The organism is Streptomyces yerevanensis (genome assembly GCF_000716805.1).
GTDB lineage: Bacteria > Actinomycetota > Actinomycetes > Streptomycetales > Streptomycetaceae > Streptomyces > Streptomyces flaveus.
The window spans coordinates 16657-40571 of sequence record NZ_JNWJ01000008.1; the positions used below are offsets into that span (position 1 = coordinate 16657).

Below are 23915 nucleotides of genomic sequence, written 5' to 3' on the forward strand. Positions count from 1 at the left end.
GCGGGTTCGTTGTGGCTGGTCGTGCCCGCGCGGCGGAGCCCCACATGTCACAGCCCCGTGCCCCTGAAGGGCGCTTCCCGTGCCCTCACAGGGCGCGGCCCCCGTTCCCTGAGGAGACCCCGTGCCCGAAGTGCTCAAAGCCCCCCTCGTCGTCGAGTTTCCCTTCACCCGCTCCCTCGGCCCCGTCCAGAGCGCCTTCCTCACCGGCCTGCGCGAACGCGTCGTCCTCGGCGTGAAGACCGGCGACGGCAGGACCCTCGTCCCGCCCGTCGAGTACGACCCCGTCACCTCCGAAGAGATCCGGGACCTCGTCGAGGTGGCCCCCACCGGCACCGTCACCACCTGGGCCTGGAACCACGCCCCCCGCCGCGGCCAGCCCCTGGACACCCCCTTCGCCTGGGTCCTGGTGAGACTCGACGGCGCCGACACCTCCATCTTGCACGCCCTGGACGCCTCCGGCCCCGACGCCGTACGGACCGGTATGCGCGTCCGGATCCGGTGGGCCGAGGAACGCTCCGGCGCCATCACGGACATCGCCTGCTTCGAGCCGTACGACAGCATGGAGACACCCGAACCCGCCGGTCACGACGGGCGGTTCGAGGACATGGTGACCGGCATCGTCGCCCCCGCCCGCCTCGACTACACCTACTCGCCGGGCCGCGCCCAGTCCGGCTACATCAACGCGCTCTCCGACCGGCGGATCGTCGGCGAACGCTGCCCGTCCTGCCGCAAGGTGTACGTCCCGCCGAGGGGTGCGTGCCCCACCTGTGGGGTGGCCACCGTGGAAGAGGTCGAGGTGGGGCCGGGCGGCACGGTCACCACGTACTGCATCGTCAACATCAAGGCGAAGAACCTGGACATCGAAGTCCCGTACGTCTACGGGCACATCGCGCTCGACGGCGCCGACCTCGCCCTGCACGGCCGTATCGGCGGCATCCCCTACGACCAGGTGCGCATGGGGCTGCGCGTCGAGCCGGTGTGGACGGACGGCGGCCGCTACCCCGACCACTACCGGCCGACCGGCGAGCCCGACGCGGACTACGAGACGTACAAGGAGCTGGTGTGATGCGTGAGATAGCCGTGGTCGCCTTCGGGCAGACCGATCACCGGCGCACCAGCGACGAGTCCTCCGAGGTGGAGATGCTCATGCCGGTCCTGCACGACGTCCTCGACCGGACCGGCATGAAGACCAGCGACATCGGCTTCACCTGCTCCGGCTCCACTGACTATCTCGCGGGCCGCGCCTTCTCCTTCACCATGGCACTCGACGGGGTCGGCGCCTGGCCGCCGATCTCCGAGTCGCATGTGGAGATGGACGGGGCGTGGGCGCTGTACGAGGCCTGGACGAAGCTGCTCACCGGGGATGCCGACACCGCGCTCGTGTACTCGTACGGAAAGTCCTCACCCGGCTCCGTACGCGATGTGCTGACCCGGCAGCTCGACCCGTACTACGTGGCGCCCCTGTGGCCGGACTCCGTGACCCTGGCCGCCCTTCAGGCGCAGGCGCTCATCGACGCGGGCCACACGGACGAGCCCGCGCTCGCCGGGGTCGCCGCCCGCAGTCGCGAGGACGCGCGGGTCAATTCCCATGCGCAGCTGAGGGGTTCGGTGCCGCAGGGGGAGTACGTCGTACGTCCGCTCCGTACCGGCGACTGCCCGCCCATCGGCGACGGGGCGGCGGCCGTCATCCTCGCGGCGGGGGAGCGGGCCCGTGAGCTGTGCGAGCGGCCCGCCTGGATCCGGGGGATCGATCACCGCATCGAGGCGCACGGTCTCGGCGTGCGCGATCTGACCGACTCGCCGTCCACGCGGCTGGCGGCCGAGAAGGCCGGCGCCTTCGAACGGCCCGTCGACACCGCCGAGTTGCACGCGCCCTTCACCTCTCAGGAGGTGGTCCTGCGCAAGGCGTTGCGGCTGGACGGGGACGTCGCGGTCAATCCCTCCGGGGGAGTGCTCGCCGCCAACCCGATCATGGCCGCCGGTCTCATCCGCATCGGCGAGGCCGCCGCGCGTATCCACCGTGGCGAGTCCGACCGCGCGCTCGGGCATGCCACCTCAGGACCCTGTCTGCAGCAGAACCTGGTAGCCGTACTCGAAGGGGAGGCCCGATGAGCAAGGAGCCCGTGGCCGTCGTCGGGATCGGCCAGACCAAGCACGTCGCCGCCCGCCGGGACGTGTCCATCGCGGGACTCGTCCGCGAAGCAGCCCAACGGGCGCTGGACGACGCGGAGTTGACGTGGGCCGACATCGATGCCGTCGTCATCGGCAAGGCGCCCGACTTCTTCGAGGGCGTCATGATGCCCGAGCTGTACCTCGCCGACGCCCTCGGCGCGGTCGGCAAACCCATGCTGCGCGTGCACACCGCGGGATCCGTCGGCGGCTCCACCGCGCTCGTCGCCACGAACCTGATCGCCGGCCGCGTCCACGGCACCGTCCTGACCCTGGCCTACGAGAAGCAGTCCGAGTCGAACGCCATGTGGGGCCTGTCCCTGCCGATCCCCTTCCAGCAGCCGCTGCTGGCCGGCGCGGGCGGCTTCTTCGCCCCGCACGTACGCGCGTACATGCGGCGCACCGGCGCCCCCGACACGGTCGGCTCCCTGGTCGCGTACAAGGACCGCCGCAACGCGCTCAAGAACCCGTACGCGCATCTGCACGAGCACGACATCACGCTGGAGAAGGTCCAGGCCTCGCCCATGCTGTGGGACCCGATCCGCTACTCCGAGACCTGCCCGTCCTCGGACGGCGCCTGCGCGATGGTGCTCACCGATCGCGCGGGGGCGGCCCGTTCGCCTCGGCCGCCCGCCTGGATGCACGGCGGCGCGATGCGCTCCGAGCCGACCATGTTCGCGGGCAAGGACTGCGTGTCGCCGCAGGCCGGCAAGGACTGCGCGGCCGACGTGTACCAGCAGGCGGGGATCACGGACCCGCGCCGGGAGATCGACGCCGTCGAGATGTACGTGCCGTTCTCCTGGTACGAGCCCATGTGGCTGGAGAACCTCGGCTTCGCCGCCGAGGGCGAGGGCTGGAAACTCACCGAATCCGGGGTGACGGAGCTCGACGGGGACCTGCCCGTCAACATGTCCGGCGGCGTCCTGTCCACCAATCCGATCGGCGCGTCCGGCATGATCCGCTTCGCGGAAGCGGCCCTCCAGGTTCGCGGCCAGGCGGGAGAACACCAGGTCGACGGGGTGCGCAGGGCGCTGGGGCACGCCTACGGCGGCGGCTCTCAGTTCTTCTCGATGTGGCTGGTGGGGGCCGAACCGCCCGCCTCCTGAACTGTGCCCCTCACGTGGCCTGTGCCTGGCGGTGCCCGATCGCTAGGCTGGCCGCGGACGACGAACCGGGAGGAGCACGGACGTGGCCGAGAGCACCATCCAGCATCATCCGCTTGCAGGCTGGGACAAGCCGGAGCTTGACCTCAGCAATGCCGACTGGCGCTCCAGCAGTCGCGGGCTGGGGGATGTCCAGATCGCCTTTGTCGAGGGCTTCATCGCCATGCGAAACAGTGGCAGCCCGGAAAGCCCCTCCCTGATCTTCACACCCGCGGAGTGGGGCGCGTTCGTGTCGGGGGCACGGGAGGGGGAGTTCGACCTCACCTGACACCTGGGGAAGGGGCGTTTTCCTTCTCTTTCCGGGACACGCGACCTTCGGCCCTGCCCCGGGGCCACGCCTGAGCGAGGCCGGCCCCGGGACGACCAGGAGGCCATCGAGACCGGGATCAGAACGTCGGCCGACGGCTGCCGGTGCCCAGAGCCCGATGGCGGTGGTGCCGTCGGCCGGGGAGGAGAGCTGAGCCGCCTCAGCGCAGCCCCACACACCCGCGCGCTTCGAGGTCCCGCCACACTCCGGCCGGGACCTCGATGTCGTTCCACCGCAGATCCAGCTTCTCCAGCGACGGCAACTGCGCGACCCAGGACGGCAGTTCGCCGAGCCGGTTGGCCCGTAGATCGAGCCGCCGCAGCAAGGGCAGTCCGCGCAGCACCTCGGGCACTTCCGCGAACTCGTTCTCCCGCAGCTCCAGTTCACGCAGCTCCCGCAGATTTCGTACGGAGCCGGGGAGCGCCGTGAGCTGGTTGCCGCGCAGCCAGAGCTCGCGCAGCGAGACCGACTCGCCGAGTGAAGCGGGCAGTTCGGTGAGCAGATTGTGCTGGGCGCGGAGCTCCACCAGGCTCGTCATCGATCCCAGCGACTTCGGCAACGCGGTGAGCCGGTTCTCTCCGACGTTGAGGTAGGCGAGCCGGGTCAGACGGCCCAACGACTCGGGGAGTGCGGTGAGTTGGTTGTCGTGCAGGTAGAGGAAGCGCGTCAGGCCTGCCAGATCGCCCAGCTCGTCCGGGACCTCGGTGAGGCGGTTGTGTCCGAGATCCAGCGTGTGCAGCGTGGTGAGGGTGCCGATGCGGGCGGGCACTTCGGTGAGCGCGTTGTCCGGCAGCAGCAGGACTTCCGGTGCGGGGTGCTCCCACACCTCTTCGGGTACGTCGCTGAGCCCGCCGCGCCAGTAGTCGAGTACGCCTCGCTTGTTCAGGGCCACAGCAACTGCCTGACCCAGCCCTCGCTCTCGTCGGACCGCAGATAGACGAGCCGTGTGTGCCGTCGCTCCTTGTCGCCCTGCCAGAACTCGACGGAGTCCGGGCGTACCGAGTGCAGGGTCCAGCCCGGGGCCACCAGGTCCGGCTCGGCCTCCAGACGTGTCAGGGACTCCTTGACGGCGGCGTCGCGCTCGGCGAGGTCCGCGAGGGGCCTCGACTGGCGGCCGAGGAGGGCCTCCGCCCGGGCCCCGGCACCGCGCGCCCGGAAGTCCGCCGCGCTGTCCTCGGGGCTCTCCGGGACGACCGGCCCGCACACCCGCACCTGCCGGGCGAGCTGCGGCCAGTAGAAGGTGAGCGCCGCGTAGGGCCGCTCGGCGAGGTTGCGTGCCTTGACGCTGCCGCCGTCGGACGCGAACTGCCAGCCGCCGGGGCCGATCCCCTTGAGGATCAGCGTGCGTGCCGTCGGGTTGCCGTCGGCGCCCGCCGTCGAGAGCGTCATCGCGTGCGGCTCGCGTACGCCCGCGTCCACGGCCGCGAGCAGCCACTCGGTGAACAGCTCGGAGGGCGTGGCGGGTGCTTCGGAGGAGTCGAAAACGGGCAGTTCGCCGGCGAACACCTCCAGGCTGCGCAGCAGTTGACGCAGATCGTCCATGTGATTCCTCCGGTGCCAATGGATGGTGGCGACATTACCTCCGGCACGACGGCAAGGGCGGGGTCGCCGAGCGTTCCGGTCGGTGGCGGCGGGACGGTTCGTGGCGGTTGCCGGGGCCTTGCGGGTGCGGCCCCGGCAGTCTCCCGGCAGTCGTCTCCCGTACCTCGTCGCGCCCCGACTTGCACGTACCATGGCGACATGTCCTTCCTCCGCCGCCGCAGCGCCACACCCGCAGGGCCCGACTTCGATGTTCTGGCCATGGACCCGGGCGACTGGCCGGGCAATCTCGGCGCGGGCCTGCTGCCCGCCCCCGACGGCAGCTGCCAGGGCGTGTTCCTGCGCTACGACCTGTTCGGCGGTCGCGGTCCCGCGATGATCATCGGCAATCTGCCGGAGGGCTCCCCGGCCAGGGACGTCGCCGAGGACGAGGTCCCCTTCGAGGTGGCCCAGCTGCTGCTGGCGCTGGAGAACGACGAGGAGGTCACCGTCGTCGGCGCCGAGGACGCGCCGGTGATGCAGGGCGACAACCTCCTGATCGTGCGCCGCCTCAAGCTCTCCGAGACGCGTATCTCCTGTGTGCAGTTCGACCGCAGTGACAACGTCCTGGTGACCATCGCCGCCTGGGACCGCCCCATCACCGACGACCTGTACGCGCTTCTGAAGCCGCTTCCGGCGGAGCTGTTCCAGCAGGGCTGAATCGGCGGCCCCCTTGTACGGGACTTGTTCGGGATTTCGCACGCTGCGTCATGTATCTTGTCACCCGGTGATCGGACCTTTAGCGTCCTGAGTCATGTCGCATGAGCCGCATGAGTCACCTGAGATATCCCGAAGAGCCACACTGAAGACGACAGTTGGCGGGGCAGCCGGTCTCGCCCTGGGCGGCGGCCTCGCTGCCGGTGGAGCGGTCGCCGCTGATTCCTCCGATGTATCTCGGGAGCCGATGGTGCTGTGGTACTCCGCTCCGGCTGCCGACTGGGAGCGAGAGGCCCTGCCCATCGGCAACGGCGCGCTCGGCGCCATGGTGTTCGGCACGCTCGCCTCCGAGCGGCTGCAGTTCAACGAGAAGACCCTGTGGACCGGCGGCCCCGGCTCGTCCCAGGGCTACGACCACGGCAACTGGCGCGAGGCACGGCCTGGCGCGATCGCCGCCGTGCAGGACGAGCTCGACGCGCAGACCAGGCTCGACCCCGAGAGCGTCGCCGCCGAGCTGGGCCAGCCGCGTGTCGGATACGGCGCCCATCAGACCTTCGGCGACCTGTACCTCGACATCCCGGACGCACCGGCCACCCCGCCGGACTCGTACCGCCGTGAACTCGACATCTCCAACGCCGTCGCGACGGTCGGCTACACCCACCAACAGGTACGCCACCAAAGGGAGTTCTTCGCCTCCTACCCCGACGGCGTGATCGTGGGACGGCTCAGCGCGAACCGCCCCAGCAAGGTCACCTTCACCCTTCGCTACACCTCGCCCCGCAGCGACTTCACGGCCACCGCGGCGGGCGGGCGCCTCACGGTGCGCGGCGCGCTCGAGGACAACGGGCTGCGCTTCGAGGCCCAGATCCTTCTGCGCAGCAAGGGCGGCACCGTCACCTCGAACGCGGACGGCACGATCACCGTGGCCGGCGCCGACAGCGCCTGGTTCGTGCTGGCCGCGGGCACCGACTACGCCGACACGTACCCCGACTACCGCGGTGAGGACCCGCACGCCGCCGTCACCCGGACCATCGACAGGGCCGGCGAGCGCTACCAGTCACTGTTCGCCCGGCATCTGAGCGACCACCGCGCCCTGTTCGACCGGGTCACCCTGGACATCGGCCAGAGCGTCCCCGCCGATGTGCCCACGGACCGGCTCCTCGCGAACTACACCGGCGCCGCGAGCGCCACGGACCGAGCCCTGGAAGCCCTCTACTTCCAGTACGGCCGCTACCTCCTCATCGCCTCCTCGCGCCCCGGCTCGCTGCCCGCCAACCTCCAGGGCGTCTGGAACCACAGCACCTCGCCCCCGTGGTCGGCGGACTACCACACCAACATCAACATCCAGATGAACTACTGGCCCGCCGAGGCCACGAACCTCGCCGAGACGACAGCCCCGTACGACCGCTTCGTCGAAGCCCTGCGCGCACCCGGACGCCGAACCGCCAAGGAGATGTTCGGCTCGCGCGGCTGGGTCGTGCACAACGAGACCAATCCCTACGGCTTCACCGGCGTGCACGACTGGGCGACCGCCTTCTGGTTCCCCGAGGCGGCGGCGTGGCTCACCGGGCAGCTGTACGAGCACTACCGGTTCGGCGGCTCCACGGACTACCTCCGGAACGCCGCGTACCCGGTGATGAAGGAGGCCGCCGAGTTCTGGCTCGACAATCTACGCACCGACCCACGCGACGGCACGCTGGTCGTCACGCCCAGTTACTCACCCGAGCACGGCGACTTCACGGCCGGCGCCGCCATGTCCCAGCAGATCGTGCACGACCTGCTGACCAACACCCTTGAGGCGGCCCGCATCCTGGGCGACTCGCCCGCCTTCCGCCGGTCCCTCGAGAAGGCACTGGCCGACCTTGACCCCGGCCTGCGCATCGGCTCCTGGGGCCAACTCCAGGAGTGGAAGGCCGACTTGGACGACCCGGCCGACGACCACCGGCATGTCTCGCACCTCTACGCCCTGCACCCCGGGCGGCAGATCGAGCCCGGCACCAAGTGGGCCGACGCCGCGAAGGTCTCGCTCACGGCACGCGGCGACGGCGGCACCGGCTGGTCCAAGGCCTGGAAGATCAACTTTTGGGCACGGCTGCGCGACGGCGACCACGCCCACAAGATGCTCGGCGAGCAGCTCAAATCCTCGACCCTACCGAACCTCTGGGACACCCATCCGCCGTTCCAGATCGACGGCAACTTCGGCGCCACCTCCGGGATGGTCGAGATGCTGCTGCAGAGCCAGTACGACGCGGTCGAGGTACTCCCCGCCCTGCCCGCCACCTGGCCGGACGGCTCGGTTCGCGGCCTGCGCGCCCGCGGCGGCGCCACGCTCGACATCGACTGGGCCGACGGGCAGGCGACCCGCATCGCACTGACCGCCTCGCGAACCCGACGGCTCACCGTCCGCAGCGATCTGCTGCCGGGCGGCGAGACCACGTTCAGGGCGATCGCCGGGCGGCGGTACGTCTGGGACAAGGAGGGCTGAGTGCTCCGCCGGCCACAGGGCCTCTACGCCGTGGACCGCTGTGGACCTCGACCATGCGCGGCGATGAGGACGGAGTGCTCATCGCTCATCCAACCGTTTCCTCTGTTCCCTCTGTTTCCTCGCGGACGGCGGTCCGGGATTTCTGGGCGGGGAGAAGCGGCAGGACACCGGTGCACTCCAGGTGGGTGCGCGCTCCCCGGATCGCCTCCGGCGTGCTGTCGTACTCGCTTCCCTCCAAACGCAGCAGCTCCAACACGCCCATGGATTCCAGGACTTGGCGCTGGCCCGGACGGATTCCCGAGGTCATGACGACGATGCCGCGCCGGTTGAGCCTTTGAATCGTGTCCTTCAGGACGAGGGCGCCGGTGGCGTCGATGGTCGTCACGCGGGACATGCGCAGGATGATGACGCGTACATCGGCGACCTCGGCCAGCTCCAGCAGGAAGCGATGCGCGGCGGCGAAGAACAGCGGGCCGTCGATGCGGTAGGCGACGATGTGCTCGGCCAGCAGTGCGTGCTCCTCGGCACTGTGGTCGCCGCGGTCGAGCGGGACCTGGTCGAGGCGGGCCTGCATGGCAACCGCCCGCAGGGCCAGGGCGCCCGCGACGACCAGGCCGATGATCACGGCGTACACGAGATCGAGCGCGAGGGTCGCGACGGCAGTGAGTACGAGGATCAGCGCGTCCGAGCGGGTGGCCTTGGCCATGACCCGCAGCGAGCCGACCTCGACCATGCGGATCGCCGTGGCCAGCAGCACACCCGCGAGCGCGGCGAGCGGGATCTTCGAGACGAGAGGGGCGGCCGCGAAGACGATCATGGCGAGAACCGCGGCGTGGGCGAGGGAGGCGAGCCGGGAACTCGCGCCGGTACGGACGTTGACCGCGGTGCGGGCGATCGCGCCGGTCGCGGGCACCCCGCCGAACAGCGGGGCCGCGATGTTGGCCAGTCCCTGACCGAAAAGCTCCCGGTCCGGGTCGTGCTTCTGGCCGACCGTCATGCCGTCGGCGACCGAGGCCGACAGCAGTGACTCCAGGGCGGCCAGCGCCGCCACCGCGACCGCCGGGGCCAGCAGAGAGCCGAGCGCGCCCGGGTCCAGGAACGACAGGGACGGCGCGGGCAGTCCGGACGGCAGGTCTCCGATCGGCTTCGCCGCATCGAGGCCGGCTACTTGCGCCACGAGGGTGGCGGCGATCACCGCGACGATGGAGAAGGGGATCGTAGGCCGAAGACGGGTGCCGATCAGCATGACGGCGGCGACCACCAGGGCGAAGGCGACGGCGGTCCAGTTCGGGTGCTCCGCGAACTCCTGAAGGGCGCGCCAGGTCACCACGAGGACGCGGTCGCCCTCCGGCTTGGGCACCCCCAGGGCACTCGGGATCTGCTGCAGCCCGATCACGCAGGCGATGCCGAGCGTGAAGCCCTCCACCACGGGCGCGGGCACGTACTGCATGTATTTCCCGGCCCTGACCAGGGCGAGCGCGACGAGCATCAGGCCCGCCATCAGCCCCACGGTCAGCACCCCGGACGGGCCGTGCTCCGCGACGATCGGCACGAGCACCACGGTCATCGCGCCCGTCGGCCCGGACACCTGCAGATTCGAACCGCCGAACACCGCGGCGAGCGCACCGGCGATGACCGCGGTCGCCAGCCCTGCCTCGGCGCCGAGCCCGGAGGAGACGCCGAAGCCGAGCGCGAGTGGCAGCGCGACGATCGCCACCGTGAGGCCGGCCAGCAGGTCCCGGCGCGGATCCCGGCGCATCTGCGCCAGATCACCACGGCCGGGCAGTAGCGCGGTCAGCCGGGCCCCGACCCGGCCCAAGGAGATTCTCATCGCGCGAAGCCCTCGGTGTCCTGCAGCTCGGCCAGCAGCTCGTTCTGCCCGGCCAGCATCTCGGTCAGGATCCGGCGCGCGGCCTTCATCAGGTCGGCGACGTCCCCGCCGGCGAGCGCGTACACCACGGTCGAGCCTTCGCGCTGGGAGCTGACGATGCCCGAGCGGCGCAGCACCGCCAGCTGCTGGGAGAGGCTGGAGGGCTCCACCTCGATCGCGGCCCGCAGCTCCCGTACCGGCATCGGCCCGTCCTGCAGCAGCTCCAGCACCCTTATCCGTACGGGATGTCCCAGCATCCGGAAGAACTCGGCCTTGGCCTGGTACAGCGGAACGGACACGACCCCTCGGCTTCCCTGACAGCGCCCCACCCGGGGGCAAGCGAAAGCTGTGCCCGCGGCTACCTGCGAGCATGGCCAGCACAGCATCTAATCAATTGCAAAATTTTGCAATTCGACATCTGCTGCTGCCGGGCCGACTCGGCGGGCGGGACGGGCAGGCCAGCCCTTCTGTCCCACCGGGACGTCGCACGCATGACGAAGGTCCGCGGTCGCCCTGTGCCGGGCGTACCGCGGACCGTTCATCCCCGTCAGCGAGTGCCGACCGCCGCTCGAACGGCCCGGCGGGCCAGCTGGCAGTCGTCGTGCAGCCGCCTGAGCAGCAGCCGCTGTTCCTCGCCGGACGGCGCGGCACCCGGGTGGGCAGGTCCCGGTGCCACCGGGGTCGCCTCGTGCATCGAACGCTGCACGGCCGTCTCGTACGTACGGATCTCACGGGTCAGGACGAGCATCAGGTTCACCAGGAACGCGTCCCGTGCCGCGGGCCCCGCCGACTGCGCGAGCTGGCTGATCTGCCGCCGGGCCACCGGAGCGTCGCCGAGGACCGACCACAGCGTCGCCAGGTCGTAGCCCGGCAGGTACCAGCCCGCGTGCTCCCAGTCCACCAGCACTGGACCGGCCGGTGAGAGCAGGATGTTCGACAGCAACGCGTCGCCGTGGCAGAACTGGCCCATCCCCTGGCGCCCCGCCGAGTGCGCGATGCCGTGCACGAGCTTCTGCAGATCGCCCATGTCCCGGTCCGTGAGCAGTCCCAGCTCGTGATACCGGGAGATCCGTGCCGCGTAGTCCAGCGGGGCGTCGAACGTCCCCGCCGGCGGACGCCACGAGTTGAGCCGGCAGATCGAGCCCAACGCCGCCCTGATGTCCGCCCGCGGTGGCGTCTCCGTCGGGTGCCGTTGCAGTGCCGCGACCCGCCCCGGCATCCGCTCGATGACCAGCGTGCAGTTGTCCGGATCCGCCGCGATCAGCCGTGGCACCCGCACCGGGGGCCGGTGCCGCACGAACGAGCGGTATGCCGCTATCTCATGGCGGATCCGCTCGGCCCACACTGGGGAATGGTCCAGTAAACACTTGGCGACGGCGGTGCTGCGCCCCGTCGTTCCGACGAGGAGCACCGCGCGGCCGCTGCGGCGCAGCACCTGCACCGGAGCGAACTCCGGACAGATCCGGTGCACCGACGCGATCGCCGAGCGCAGCTGCGCGCCCTGAGGGCCGGACAAGTCGAGTCTCCCGCTGAGCGGTTGGTTGCCGCCCCCCGGTACGCGCCGCGTCCTACCGGCACCGATCACGGGTGACCCCTGGCGCGCGGGGTCCAGGTAGGGGCCGCTGCCCGCCCTCGGCTCCCCGGCTCGGGGAGGCTGTGGACGCGGGCGCAGCGACCGGGGCGGAGCGGACACGGAGGACGATGCTGCGTACATGGGTGATACGGATCCCTTCGTGTGCCTGCGAGTTACCGCGCTACCCGCCCCGGCCGCCTCGGTGCACCCTGGGGAATGTCCCTACGGCGACCGGGTCGGGGTGGCGCGTTCCTACCTGACACCTGATGCGCACTGGCACACCATCTGGCGCACCCTGGCGAACCCTGGCGAATAGTCCCGCAGCAACTGACACGGGGTTACTGTCAACTCAGCCGAGAACCTGGGGGCTTGACGTGAGCGGACAACCCAACACCCGTCTGGCGGATCTGTTCGGCCTGGCCGGCTGGTCCAAGGGCGAACTCGCGCGGATGGTCAACCGGCAGGCGGCGGCCATGGGCCACCCCCAGCTGGCGACCGACACCTCGCGAGTGCGGCGCTGGATCGACATGGGAGAGATCCCGCGCGATCCCGTTCCGCGGGTGCTGGCAGCGCTGTTCACCGAGCGTCTCGGCCGTGTCGTGACCATCGAGGACCTCGGTCTGGTCCGGCACGGGCGTACGGGGAAACGGCCGGGCGGCGGGAGTGCGGAACATCCCGACGGAGTGCCATGGACGCCCGAGCAGACTGCCGCGGTCCTCACCGAATTCACGGGAATGGACCTCATGCTCAACCGACGCGGCTTGGTGGGCGCGGGCGCCGCGCTCGCCGCAGGATCCGCACTCAGCAGCGCCATGCACGACTGGCTGCACTCCGACCCGGCCCTCTCGGCCGACGCCCCCGTACTCCACGATCCCCTGCACGCCGACCCCGCCGGGTACGACCGCTATGAGGCCGCCCCCATCGGGTCGCAGGAGATCGAGGAACTGGAGCGCTCGGTCGAGGTGTTCCGGGCCTGGGACGCGGCCCGCGGCGGCGGGCTGCAACGCAAGGCTGTCGTGGGACAGCTCAACGAAGTGGGCGGCATGCTCGCCTACCGACACCCCGACCATCTCCAGCGGCGCCTGTGGGGCGTCGCCGCCAACCTCGCCGTCCTCGCGGGCTGGATGTCGCACGACGTCGGCCTGGAGCCCACGGCCCAGAAGTACTTCGTCATCGCCGCCCATGCCGCCCGTGAGGGCGGTGACCGGCCCCGAGCCGGCGAGGCGCTCTCCCGCGCCGCACGCCAGATGGTGCACCTGGGGCGGCCCGACGACGCACTCGACCTCATGAAGCTCGCCAAGTCCGGCTCCGGAGACGAGGTGCTGCCGCGCACCAAGGCCATGCTCTACACCATCGAGGCCTGGGCCCAGGCCTCGATGGGCAGGGGCCAGGCCATGCGGCGCACCCTCGGAGAAGCGGAGGAACTCTTCGTCTCGGACAAGAACGACGTACCGGCGCCCAGCTGGATGCAGCTCTTCGACGAGGCGGACCTGCACGGTATGCAGGCCCTTGCCTACCGGACGCTCGCGGAGCACGAACCAGCGGCTGCCGCCATCGCGCAGCGCCACGCGAAGGAGGCGCTCCAGCTGCGCGAGAAGGGACGGGACCGGTCGCAGATCTTCGACCACATCTCCCTCGCGTCCGCCTGCTTCATCGCCGACGACCCCGAACAGGCCGACCGGTACGCACGCCTGGCCCTGACCTCGATGGGCTCGAACTCCTCCCATCGCACCTGGGACCGGCTGAGGGAGATGTACCGGCTGACGGGGCAGTACTCCAGCTATCCGAAGATCCAGGACCTGCGTGAGGAGATCAAACTGTCGCTGCCCAAGGGCTGGAACGTCCGGGGTGGCAACAGCGCACGGGCATAGGGGGACCGTGTGCTGTGAACTGAACGAATGTGAACAGTAGCCAGACAGTAGTCAGGTGGCGACTCTGGCGATGAGCACGCAGGCGTCGTCCTCGCGTTCCGTCTCGCCGAACTCCTCCACGACCGTCCGTATGCAGTCCTGTGCGGCACGGGCCTCGCCGAAGCGGGGGGCCAGGTCGAGGAGGCGGTCCACTGCCGCGTCACGACTGCGCCCGGGGACCAGTCCATCGGTGTGCAGGAGCAGCAGGTCGCCTGGTTCGAGCGGTACTTCGGCCTGCCCGTAGGCGGCGCCCGAGGTCGCGCCGAGCAGGACACCGTCCGGAGGCGACAGCGCACGCCCCGTCCCGTTGCGAATCAGCAGGGGGGCGGGGTGTCCCGCCTGCGCCCATACGAGCGTGTGGGTTTCGGGCCGGTAGCGGCAGCACACGGCGCTGCCGAGGGCCGGCTGGGCCGACGCGTCCAGTAACTGGTTGAGCCAGGCCATGAGTTGGCCGGGTTCGCTGCCCGCCATGGCCATCCCGCGCACCGCGCCGAGCAGCATCGCCATGCCCGAGGCGACGGTGGTTCCGTGCCCGGTGAGTTCACCCACGCTCAACAGCGTTTCGCCGCCCGGCAGTTCGAGGGCGTCGTACCAGTCGCCGCCGATCAGCGCGCTCGTCGAGGCGGGCAGATAGCGGACGGCCACATCCAGGGCCGGCGCTCCTTGTCGCGGGAGCCGCAGGGAGCCGCGCCACGGCGGTAGCACAGCCTCCTGCAGCTCGACCGCGAGCCGGTGCTCGGTCTGCGCGAGGTGCCGTTGGCGTTGCAGCGAGTCACGGGTCTCGCGCACCGTCCGTTGGCTGCGGCGCAGTTCGCTGACGTCCCGCAGCACGGCCCACATCGAGGCGGTGCTGCCGTCGGCCGCGAGCACGGGCTCGCCCATCATGTGCACGGTCCGTACGCCGCCGTCCGGGCGCACGATCCGGAACTCCCCGTCGATCGGCTTGGCGTCGATGAGGCAGTCCGTCACCATCACCGTCAGCCTCGGCCGGTCCTCGTCGAGCACCACGGACGGCAATTCGTCGAGGGTGAGCGCGGGGGCGGCGGGGTCGCGGCCGAGGATCTGGTAGAGCTCGCCGGACCAGCTCGCCTCGTCGGTCAGCAGGTTCCATTCGGCGCTGCCGACCCGGCTGAGCAGCGAACCGTGCCCGGGTGCGGACGGCACGGTTCGGACCACGGCCGCCGCATCGTCGGGTGTCACGGGCACGGGCGGCGGTCCGTCCCGCAACTGCGCCAAGTGCTCGTCGAGATCGTTCAGTTGGTGCACGGCCAGATCGCACAGGGCACGCTGCCAGCGTCCTTCGGGGTCCGTGTCGTCGATCCGCGCGTCACGCCGCACGGCGTCCACGTCGCCGCGCAGCCGACGCGTCTGCGAAATCAGCGCGTCGACCGAGCCGCGTGGGGGCGGCTGGGCGGCTGGGTGGTCCGCCGAGAGATGGGACGGCATGACGTACTCCGATACAGGCCCGGTACGACCAAGGCTGAGGGAAGGACCGGTTACGACTCTTGCACAGCCCGCGACGCGCTGTAAGGGATTTGGCAAGAAGCGATGAGGTCATGCCTGTGGCATATGTCTACGTCCTCATGGAGTGCCCTGGCTCGGGTGGATCGAGTACGCGTGACAGTGGCCAAGTCGTAGACAAGATAGGCGAGTTGATGGAGTTGTGACAGTAGGCGCCGACTCCTTCAAGCGCGTGTTCGACGAGCGTGTGTGCGGCTGTCGAATGTCGTGCCCCGGGCGAGGGAATGGGGCATATGTACGGGGCCGTGCCGGGGCCGACAGCCACGCTCGGTCAGGAAGGCGGTCGCTCCTGAGCCCCGCAGGAGCTTCCGGCGTCCGCGAGCCGGCCGTACAGCAGGAAGTCGTCGACCTTCTCGTGCACGCACTTCGACGAACCGTACCCCGTGTGGCCCTCGCCCTTGTTGTCGAGCACGACGGCCGACGGGCCGAGCCGCTTCGCGGTCTCCACGGTCCAGCGGTACGGGGTCGCCGGGTCGCCGCGGGTGCCGACCAGGAGCATCTTCGGGGTGTCGACGTCGCGTACGTCCTCCCGGATGTAGTCGGTGCCCTTGGGGCGGCCGTAACACATGAGCACCTGGGTGAGCCGGTAGCGGCCGAAGACCGGTGAGGCCTCCTCGTACTCGGCACGTAGCCGGTCGAGATTCCTGGTGATCCGGGCGGCGGTGGGGCGGTCGGGATCGTCCGCGCAGTTGACGGCCATGAGCGCGGCCGGGAGGTTGTCGAGAGGGATGTCCGCCTCGTCGACGAGCCCGCCGTTGCCGGGCGCCGCGATACCGCCGGCGGAGAACCGCATCAGTCCTCGGGTGTCACCGTCCTCGACCAGCGATCGGAGCGCCTGCGACAGGGCGGGCCACAACTCCTTGCTGTAGAGGGCCTGTCCGAGGGCGCTCGCGAGATCCTGGCCGGAGAAGGGCTCGCCGAACTCCGTCGGCAGGGGATCCTCGTCCAGCGAGCGGACCAGGTCGACCATGTCCTCCCTGGCCGTGCGCGGATCCTGGCCGAACGCGCAGCTGATGTCGTCGGTGCACCAGGTGAGGAAGTCCTCCAGAGCGGTCTGCAGTCCTTCGGTGCCGGCGAGGGCCTGCTCATCGAGCGGCTCGGTGAGGGTGTCCACGCCGTCGAGCACCAGCCGGCCGGTCTTGTCCGGGAACTGGGCCGCGTAGACCGCGCCCAGCCGCGTTCCGTACGAGAAGCCGAGGTAGTTGAGCTTCTTGTCGCCGAGGGCATCGCGCATGATGTCCAGGTCCCGGGAGACGTTGACCGTGCCGATGTGCGGGAGCACGGGCCCGGAATGCTTGGCGCAGGCGTCGGCGGACTTCCTGATCAGCTTCAGCGCGGCCTGCGGATCGTCACTGTCCGGTTCGGTGTCCTCGGCGGGGCCGTCCGTCGGATCCGCGACCCCGTCCCCGCAGCTGACCGGCGAGCTCCTGCCGACGCCGCGTGGGTCGAAGGTCACCACGTCGTAGCCGTCCGTCAGGCCCATGAAGTAATCGCTGCCGGCGGCGAGTTCGCTGACTCCCGAGGCGCCGGGGCCGCCGAAGTTCAGCAGTACGGAACCCCTGGAATCGCCCGTCGCCCTGAAGCGGGCCATGGCTATGTCGAGCGTTGCGGCATCGGGTTTCGCGTAGTCGAGCGGAACGGTCACCTTGCCGCACTGCAGCTCCTCGGGGATCCCCATCCCGGCGTCCTCGCACTTGCCCCAGTCGATCTTCTGGTCGTAGAAGCGGGACAGACCGGGCCGCTCGGCCGCGGTCACCGGCTGATCGGCCGTGCCCGCCGTCGCCGGCCCGGCTCCCAGCAGAGCCTGTGGCGGCAACGCGACTCCCACCAGGGCCAGCGTCACAGCGCCGGCGAAAGCGCAGCGGTGGTGCGTGAACAGCATGGAACCCTCCAGGGACGCCCCGGCCCAGGACCGGGATTCCCCCTGGCTCACGATAAGGGCCCATCCCCGACCACGCCTCTGGACGAGCGCGACGCCCGCAGGGGACTTACCCTTCGCGCCGCACCGGCTCCACGGCCTTCGCGGGGGCGTCTCTCTGCTCGCCGAACGCCCACGACATGCGCGGCTCGACGACGAAGCGGAAGACGGAACGGACCGGCCCCGAGCACAGGAACGTGATCAGGCCGACGGCAGCCGCCGTGACCGCCAGCTCGCCGAGCGGGGAGTGCAGCCAGGGGTGGTCGTACCAGTCGAAGAAGCGGGACGACTTGATGATGAAGCCGTGCAGCAGGTAGCCGTACATCGTGCCCGCGCCCAGGGCCGTGAACCACAGGTGGCGTCCCGGCACCCAGGCCAGGAAGCAGGCGGTCAGGGCCAGCGCCAGGCAGAACAGCACAGGCGTGCTGAACAGGCCCACCCAGTTCGGCACACCCTGGCCCGTGACGCTGCTCTTGTGCAACAGCCACTTGGCGTCGAACCAGGGCGCCACCGCGTACGCCGCCACGCACGCGGCCACGCCCACCGGCACGGCGAGCAGCCGTACGCGCCAGGTGCGCAGCCGGTCGAAGTGCTCGGCCCGCAGCGTCAGGCCGAGCACGAAGAACGGCAGAAACTGCAGGGTCCGCTGGATCGAGATGTCCCCGCCGAGATCCGGTGAGACCGAGGCGAACACGGCGAGACCTATCGCGATCGGCACCGGGTGGCGCAGCGCCAGCCAGACCGGGGTGGTCAGCCGCCAGATGAACAGCGCCACCAGGAACCACATCACGTACCAGGGATCCAGCAGACTGAACGGATACTTCCAGTCGTCCTGCGCCCACCGGTAGAAGAGCGTGTACGCGCACTCGAAGACGAGATACGGCACGACGACACCCGTCAGCAGCCTGCGCACCCGCCCCGGCGCCATATCGAAACTCCGGGAGAAATAGCCGGAGATGAGCGCGAACGCGGGCATGTGGAAGGCGTAGACGGTCAGATACGCCGCCGTGGCGGCCCGGCCCCCGTACGTCAGCGGCTGCCAGGCGTGAGCGCAGGCCACCAGCACGATGGTGAGGTATTTCGCGTTGTCGAAGTACGGGTCCCGGCGGGCCGGCGGCGGCTTGGCCGGCGTTCTGGGCGGCGGCTCCGAGACCGCCACGGGTGCGGGGGCCGACACATCCTGCGACACCATGTCTCCAAGCTTCGACAACGTGGAACTGATCCCTCCCGCCCGCCACTGTCACATACGGCGCGGTGGTACGAGGCGTTCACATCTGGCTCGGCGGACACCGGTGGCTGAAACCCGATCCCGGGCCCGCACGGCCTCCGCCGGGCACTGAATTCCGTTGCCCGGCGGGCATGTGCGTGGTGGAGTGCCGGTATGGATCATGCGGCGGTACTGGAACTGTTCGACCGGGACATGCGCGAAGGAGCGCGGCCCGACGGCCCTGGCGCCGTGGTGGAACGTGCCGATTCGGTCGTGCGGCAGGTCGGATCCGCGCAGGGCTGGAACGGTGTCCTCTGGTCTCGGCTGTCGGGACTGGCGGAAGCCGACGTGGACGCGGTGATCACCGAGCAGGTGCGGTACTTCGCGGGCCTCGGCCGCGACTTCGAGTGGAAGCTGTACGGGCACGACCGGCCCGCGGACCTTGGCGGGCGGCTGCGCGCGGCCGGGCTCACCCCCGAACCGGAGGAGACGCTGATGATCGCCGAGTGCGGCGAGCTGAGCCTCGACGCCGAGCCGCCCGAGGGCATCGAACTCCGCCCGGTCACCGACCGCTCGGGCGTCGACCTCATGGTGGACGTACACGAGCAGGCCTTCGGCACGGACAGCTCCCGGCTCCGCCACCAACTGCTGGCCCAGCTCGACGCGGACCCGGACACGGTCGCCGCCGTCGTGGCCCTCGCCGGTGACGTGCCGGTGAGCTCGGCCCGTATGGAACTCACGCCGGGGGCCAGGTTCGCGGGCCTGTGGGGCGGCGGCACCGTCCCGGCTTGGCGTGGCCGCGGCATCTACCGCGCACTCGTCGCCCACCGGGCCCGCATCGCCGCCGCCCGCGGCTACCGCTACCTCCAGGTCGACGCCTCCGACCAGAGCCGCCCCATCCTCGACCGACTCGGCTTCGCAGCGCTGACCACGACGACGCCGTACGTGTACGCCCCGCGCTGACGCCCCCGACAGGCGGGAGGCGTGACGCGTCGCCGTCTCACAGATCGAGCTGGTACTCCACGGCCTTGAGCGTGGGCAGATAGCCGAGGGTGTCGTTGACGCGGCGCATGGGCGTGTTGCTGTCCGCCGTGTCGGTGAGCAGGGCGGCGAGATCGGGGTGGCGTCGGCGGGCCAGGCGGATCGAGTGGGCCTTCATCCAGAGGGCGAGGCCGTGTCCGCGGTGCTCGGGGAGTACGGCGGTTCCGTAGTGCTGACCGTCGCCCTGCCCGTCGCCGGGCACGACCAGCTCGGTGAAACCGACCACCGCCCCGTCCCTCGTATCCACCACGGCGACGGTGTTCAGCAGATCGCCGCGCTTGGCGATCGCCTCGGCCGCCGACACCACGCGTTCCACGTCCCACACCACCGTGCCGTAGTCGGTGCCCTCCATCGGCATGTCGTCCATGGCCCGCCGCGACTCGGCGTACGTCCGCGCCAGTTCGGGCGGCACGGTGCCCTCCCACTCGGTCAACCGGTAACAGTCATGGGCCTGTTCGGCGATCGCGTCGATCCGGGTGAGGTCGGCGTCGGCCAGCGGGAGCCGGGCATACGTCAGCGCCAGCACCCGGCGAAAGCCGCGTGCCGCCAGGAACAGATCGCCCGGAGAGCCCTCCTCGGCCTGCGCGAGGACCGACCGGCGCCCCTCGTGCCGCGCCGCGGCGACGGCCGCGTCCAGCAGGGCGCTGCCCACGCCCCGGCGCCGTTCGGCCCGGTGCACGGCGACTTCGAGCTCCGCGAGATGCCGCTGCCCCTCCTTCACGAAGAGCCGCAGAAAGGCGGACCCGACCGGCATCCCCTCGGCGTCGGCCGCGAGCCAGGCCCGCCGCCAGCTGGACGGGGTGGGTTCGGGGTCGGTGAGCGCGGTGATGCGAGGCGGCACGGGGTCTCCGTCACGGTGGGCTGCGGGTGGTGAAGTCGATCAGGGATCCGTAGCAGCCAAGCGTGACGGGGTTCGGCGTGCAACACGTTTTGTGCGGCAGGCCGTTGTGGTCAGCGGCGTGACCGGGACCGGTCCAGGGCGGTGACGCCCAGTGCCGCGAGGTCGATCCGGATCAGCCACTCGATCCGGTTCCTATGAGTGCCCCGTGGTGGTGAGCGCACTTCCGGTCCCGTCCACGAGCCACCCCGTGGCGTCCAGCGCCTCGCCCGCGATGTCGACCACGGAACGATCGTCGGTCACCGCCCGCACGGTGCCCGCAGGCGCACGCTCGTCCAACAACCGTGCCTTGTACGCGCTGTTCCTCAGCTCCCGCGCCAGCCCCGAGCCGACCTCCCGCCTCGCCAGCCGCTCGGCGGCAGTGGTATCGGTGGCGGTGAGAAGCACTCGTATCATCCGCACGTCCGCTCCCATCGCACGCTCGAAGATGGAGGCGGCCTCGGCCAGCACGCTCAGGGTGTTCGTATAGATGAGGTGCCGATGGCCGAGCTCGGCGAAGTTTCCCCAGACCGCTGTCAGATTCCGCTCAGTGATCCCGGCCCGGTGCGGGTCGCCCTCCGGCGCCGGATGAACCTGCCCCATGAGGTCGCCCTCGACGAGGGCATGAGCGACCTCCGCCCTCCTCAGCCGGTCCGAAACCTCCCAGCCCACCGTCGACTTGCCGACCCCCGCGCGCCCACCGATGAGCAGAACCTCCGCATGACCCATGCGAGCAGCGTGCCGGACCGGACGTACGCCACGCGACTTGGATTTGCCGTGCAGCCAGCCAGCCAGCGGGCGAGTCGGTCAGTCGGTCGGCTGGCCGGTGTGGTGGGTGCGGGCCCAGGTCTGCAAGGGGACCTCCCGTCCCCTCGACATACGCAGGACGGGTTCGGTGTCGACGAGGGTGAACCCGGTGGCCCGCGCGACCGCTCTGCTCGCCGTGTTGCCCTCCTCGATGCACAGGACCAGGCGCCGGGCGCCGGTGTGGCGCAGGGCATAGTCCGATACGAGGCGTACGGCTCTGGAGGCCAGGCCCTGACCGCGGTGGGCGGCGCCGACGCCGTAGGCGAGCTCGACGTCCCGTTCGTCCACCTGGTTGCGGAACAGCAGGACCTCACCGCGCGGCACGACACCGTCCGTGGTGATCGCGAACTGCGCCTTGCGCCCCTGAGCACGCGCCGCGAACGCCTCGGCGAGGTACGTGTGAGCCGCCGGAATGTCGAACGGCGAGGCCACGGGCGTCCAGCGCGCCATCTCGGGGTCGTCGTACAGCTCGACCAGAGCGAGCACATCGTCCGTCGACCACTCACGCAGCCGGATCCCGTCCCCTTCGAGGCGGAGTCCTGGCGGCAGGGCGAGCGACGGTCGGATGTCCATGCGTGGATCATGCCGCACGCCGCGTGGGCGGCCAAGACAGCCTCAGGCCTGTACGGAGACCTCATACGGAGGCCGGCCCGCGACGTGTACGCGCGGACCGGCTTTCCGCCCTCATCCGTGCAGACGTCCTCCTACGCCTGCTCCTACGCCCGCGGTGTGCGCTTCGTGCTCTTCGCCGATACAGCCGCGCACACGGCTCCCAGCACCACGGCGAGACCACCGATGATGATGTTGTTGACGATCACGCCCGTGTCCGGGCTCTCGCCCACGATCCACGGCGAGATGATCATCCACACACCTATGGCGCACATGGCCCAGCTCAGGCCGTACATCCGCTCCGGCGCTCTGGTGAATCCGAGTGCCAGCAGGCCTATCGCGATGCCCATGATGAGGTTGTGCGTCACGAGTGCGGGCTGGCTTGTAGTGAAGTGGAGAATCCACGGGGAGGTGGCACAGTACAGACCGAGCAGGAACACCGGTCCGTCCACGAGCGCCACATCGCGACCATCAAGCATGCGGGCATAACGGTCCCGCATTTCGTCTACGTCCGGGTGAGTGGTGATGTCACCTCTGGTGCGTGAGACGTCGGCCATGACTCGTCTCCTTCGTTCTCTGCAGGCCCGACCGCTCTGGTGCGGTATGCGGTAAGCGCCGCGTATCTTCATACTGCGCTTATTTTTTCCTTATGTGTAGTGGTCGGCGGGGCTGGAGGGGAGGAAGCAACGGTGGCTGACGTGCTCGCGCGGATACCGTCGGACATGTGGGCGACCCCGTACGTCGGTGCGCGGTTCCCGGGATCCGCGGCGGTACGCGACCGACCAGGCCTCATCGACGGCGCCAACTGCCAACTGTTCGCGTACGCGGTTCTCGAACTATTCGGCGTATTCAGCCTGGAACCCGCCGCCTGGCGCTCCAGCGACCTGTGGGCCGATATCCGGCTGACGCGCCGCGTCGCGGTCGCCCAGCCCCTGGACCTCGCCCTCTTCAACGCCACCGACGAATCGTGGGGCGCGCACGTAGGGGTCGTCGTGGGGGAGGGCCGGATCCTTCACCTGTGCGCCGAGGTCGGGCGCCCCGCGGTGTGGAGCATGGCGGAGTTCGCCGCACGAGAGCGGTACCGGACCCTGCTCGGCTTCAAGCGGATGCGCTGAACGCCAGCGAGGCAAGATGCGCCGCCCGCGACTCGGCGGTCTGGCCCTGCACCAGCAGGAACATCGCCTCCCTCACCAGGCGTTGGGCCTTGCTGGTCAGGGTCATCGCGCGCCCGCCTCCCGTCACCACCGCCGCGGTGGTGGCCGTGCGCATCACGTCGTAGGCCTGGGTGCGCAGAGCCAGTCGTTCGTCCAGGTGCTCGTGCGGCACCGGGTGGTCGGCCAGCGTGTAGGACCGGCGGCGGACCTCGTCGAGGCGGGTGCGCAGCGGAGCGGCGGTGTCGTCGTCCAGCAGAGCGAGGGCCGCCTCGGTGATGCCGAACACCGCCGGTGAGGCGTTCACCGTCTTCGTGCGGTCGGTCACGGACCACCGCTCGTACGGCACCCGCAGGGCGACCGCCTCCTCCGGCACCCGCAGGCCGTCCAGCTCCATGGACACCGTGCGGGTGGCCGTGAGGGCCGCGAGCCGCATCGGCGGTGACGGGCGCAGCCCCGGCTGCTCGCGTGCCTCGGTGAAGGCGAACACCACCTCGGCCGTGTCCGTCACGCCGGCGAGCAGCATCACGTCGTTCAGCCCCCAGCCCGTGTACCAGGGCACGGTGCCGTCGAACCGCCAGCCTCCGGGCTCGGGCACGGCCCGTACGGGAACCCGGGGAAAGGCACGGACATGGGCGTACGCGACCCCCGCCAGCAGTTCGCCCGTGGCCAGGGGGCGCAGCAGTTTCTCCCGTACGGGAGAGTCGTAGGTGGCGAGCACCTTCACGGGCGTGTGGTGCTGGGTCTGCACGAACCACGTGGAGCAGCAGGCCCCGGCCAGGATCTCCGCGGTCTCCCGTGCCACCGCGGCGGGCGCCGCCGACCCGCCGTACTCCGTCGGCGCGCCCACTCCGAGCAGTCCCGACCGCCTGACCGCGTCGATGTGGCTCGCGGGCACGGTCTCCTGGTCGACCCGCTCGGCATGTGGGGCGAGAAGGTCGTGCGCGAGCCGGTGGGCACGGGCGACGAGGGGATGAGGTGCGGTGGTCATGGGAGAAATTCTCGCGGCCGGGCAGCGCGGGGTGTCGAATCGGGGGTGTCTCGTTCGTGTAGGAGGTGGAAGGACACCACG

General features: G+C 70.4%; 22 protein-coding genes. 9 read left to right on the top strand and 13 right to left on the bottom strand.

What is annotated here, in order from left to right; all coding sequences use genetic code 11:
* Positions 1-121 precede the first annotated feature (121 nt).
* The 4 genes from OP79_RS10060 (at position 122) to OP79_RS10075 (ending at position 3600) form a co-directional block, all read left to right on the top strand.
* Positions 122-1066, top strand: coding sequence for a Zn-ribbon domain-containing OB-fold protein (locus tag OP79_RS10060; protein ID WP_033319720.1), 945 nt, complete (start codon positions 122-124; stop codon positions 1064-1066).
* Positions 1066-2112: a thiolase domain-containing protein gene (locus OP79_RS10065; protein WP_211270765.1), complete on the top strand. Its 1047-nt coding sequence runs from the start codon at positions 1066-1068 to the stop codon at positions 2110-2112. The genes OP79_RS10060 and OP79_RS10065 overlap by 1 nt, the downstream gene beginning before the upstream one ends.
* Complete coding sequence (locus tag OP79_RS10070; RefSeq protein ID WP_033319722.1) at positions 2109-3275, top strand: thiolase domain-containing protein; 1167 nt, start codon at positions 2109-2111, stop codon at positions 3273-3275. Before OP79_RS10065 ends, OP79_RS10070 begins: the two co-directional genes overlap by 4 nt.
* Positions 3276-3357: 82 nt before the next feature.
* The gene (locus OP79_RS10075; RefSeq protein WP_033319723.1) at positions 3358-3600 is read left to right on the top strand and encodes a DUF397 domain-containing protein; all 243 of its coding nucleotides are present in this window, start codon (positions 3358-3360) and stop codon (positions 3598-3600) included.
* Positions 3601-3799: 199 nt separating this feature from the next.
* On the opposite strand, the gene OP79_RS10080 is transcribed toward OP79_RS10075, so the two are convergent.
* Positions 3800-4531: a leucine-rich repeat domain-containing protein gene (locus OP79_RS10080; protein WP_033319724.1), complete on the bottom strand. Its 732-nt coding sequence runs from the start codon at positions 4529-4531 to the stop codon at positions 3800-3802.
* Entirely contained in the window at positions 4522-5181 is a 660-nt protein-coding gene (locus OP79_RS10085) for a pyridoxine/pyridoxamine 5'-phosphate oxidase (RefSeq protein ID WP_051744549.1), read from the bottom strand. The genes OP79_RS10080 and OP79_RS10085 overlap by 10 nt, the downstream gene beginning before the upstream one ends.
* 198 nt (positions 5182-5379) lie before the next feature.
* On the opposite strand from OP79_RS10085, the gene OP79_RS10090 reads away from it, so the two are divergent.
* Entirely contained in the window at positions 5380-5877 is a 498-nt protein-coding gene (locus OP79_RS10090; protein ID WP_033319725.1) for a hypothetical protein, read from the top strand.
* Positions 5878-6124: 247 nt separating this feature from the next.
* Complete coding sequence (locus OP79_RS10095; protein ID WP_078491716.1) at positions 6125-8359, top strand: glycoside hydrolase family 95 protein; 2235 nt, start codon at positions 6125-6127, stop codon at positions 8357-8359.
* A gap of 85 nt (positions 8360-8444) precedes the next feature.
* Here OP79_RS10095 and OP79_RS10100 read toward each other — a convergent pair whose 3' ends face one another.
* From OP79_RS10100 to OP79_RS10110, 3 genes are all read right to left on the bottom strand, one after another.
* Entirely contained in the window at positions 8445-10190 is a 1746-nt protein-coding gene (locus tag OP79_RS10100; RefSeq protein ID WP_033319726.1) for a SulP family inorganic anion transporter, read from the bottom strand.
* A complete protein-coding gene (locus OP79_RS10105; protein WP_033319727.1) occupies positions 10187-10528 on the bottom strand; it encodes an ArsR/SmtB family transcription factor in 342 nt (113 codons plus the stop codon). Before OP79_RS10105 ends, OP79_RS10100 begins: the two co-directional genes overlap by 4 nt.
* Before the next feature lie 248 nt (positions 10529-10776).
* Positions 10777-11943 (bottom strand): aminoglycoside phosphotransferase family protein, encoded by a 1167-nt coding sequence (locus OP79_RS10110; RefSeq protein ID WP_033319728.1) that lies wholly within the window; start codon positions 11941-11943, stop codon positions 10777-10779.
* A 233-nt stretch (positions 11944-12176) separates the two neighbouring features.
* Between OP79_RS10110 and OP79_RS10115 the strand changes: the two genes are divergently transcribed.
* Positions 12177-13673: a DNA-binding protein NsdB gene (locus OP79_RS10115; protein WP_033319729.1), complete on the top strand. Its 1497-nt coding sequence runs from the start codon at positions 12177-12179 to the stop codon at positions 13671-13673.
* A 51-nt stretch (positions 13674-13724) separates the two neighbouring features.
* Here OP79_RS10115 and OP79_RS10120 read toward each other — a convergent pair whose 3' ends face one another.
* The 3 genes from OP79_RS10120 to OP79_RS10130 all read right to left on the bottom strand — a co-directional run bounded on the left by OP79_RS10120 (position 13725) and on the right by OP79_RS10130 (position 18343).
* Positions 13725-15158, bottom strand: coding sequence for a PP2C family protein-serine/threonine phosphatase (locus OP79_RS10120; protein WP_033319730.1), 1434 nt, complete (start codon positions 15156-15158; stop codon positions 13725-13727).
* Between the two features lie 346 nt (positions 15159-15504).
* Positions 15505-17115 carry an alpha/beta hydrolase gene (locus tag OP79_RS10125; protein WP_033319731.1) on the bottom strand — a complete coding sequence of 537 codons (1611 nt, stop codon included), beginning with the start codon at positions 17113-17115 and terminating at the stop codon, positions 15505-15507.
* Positions 17116-17221: 106 nt separating this feature from the next.
* The gene (locus OP79_RS10130) at positions 17222-18343 is read right to left on the bottom strand and encodes an acyltransferase family protein (RefSeq protein ID WP_078491700.1); all 1122 of its coding nucleotides are present in this window, start codon (positions 18341-18343) and stop codon (positions 17222-17224) included.
* Positions 18344-18532: 189 nt separating this feature from the next.
* Here OP79_RS10130 and OP79_RS10135 point away from each other — a divergent pair, with 189 nt between their 5' ends.
* Complete coding sequence (locus tag OP79_RS10135; protein WP_033319732.1) at positions 18533-19321, top strand: GNAT family N-acetyltransferase; 789 nt, start codon at positions 18533-18535, stop codon at positions 19319-19321.
* Positions 19322-19358: 37 nt separating this feature from the next.
* On the opposite strand, the gene OP79_RS10140 is transcribed toward OP79_RS10135, so the two are convergent.
* The 4 genes from OP79_RS10140 to OP79_RS10155 all read right to left on the bottom strand — a co-directional run bounded on the left by OP79_RS10140 (position 19359) and on the right by OP79_RS10155 (position 22249).
* Entirely contained in the window at positions 19359-20240 is an 882-nt protein-coding gene (locus tag OP79_RS10140) for a GNAT family N-acetyltransferase (protein ID WP_033319733.1), read from the bottom strand.
* Positions 20241-20432: 192 nt separating this feature from the next.
* The gene (locus OP79_RS10145; RefSeq protein ID WP_033319734.1) at positions 20433-21005 is read right to left on the bottom strand and encodes a nucleoside/nucleotide kinase family protein; all 573 of its coding nucleotides are present in this window, start codon (positions 21003-21005) and stop codon (positions 20433-20435) included.
* Between the two features lie 78 nt (positions 21006-21083).
* A complete protein-coding gene (locus OP79_RS10150; RefSeq protein WP_033319735.1) occupies positions 21084-21656 on the bottom strand; it encodes a GNAT family N-acetyltransferase in 573 nt (190 codons plus the stop codon).
* A 143-nt stretch (positions 21657-21799) separates the two neighbouring features.
* Positions 21800-22249 carry an SPW repeat protein gene (locus OP79_RS10155; protein ID WP_033319736.1) on the bottom strand — a complete coding sequence of 150 codons (450 nt, stop codon included), beginning with the start codon at positions 22247-22249 and terminating at the stop codon, positions 21800-21802.
* 132 nt (positions 22250-22381) lie between these two features.
* Between OP79_RS10155 and OP79_RS10160 the strand changes: the two genes are divergently transcribed.
* Positions 22382-22807: an NlpC/P60 family protein gene (locus tag OP79_RS10160; protein WP_106972345.1), complete on the top strand. Its 426-nt coding sequence runs from the start codon at positions 22382-22384 to the stop codon at positions 22805-22807.
* Here the strand turns inward: OP79_RS10160 and OP79_RS10165 are convergent.
* Positions 22791-23834, bottom strand: coding sequence for an acyl-CoA dehydrogenase family protein (locus OP79_RS10165; RefSeq protein WP_033319737.1), 1044 nt, complete (start codon positions 23832-23834; stop codon positions 22791-22793). The genes OP79_RS10160 and OP79_RS10165 overlap by 17 nt on opposite strands.
* Positions 23835-23915: the final 81 nt, after the last annotated feature.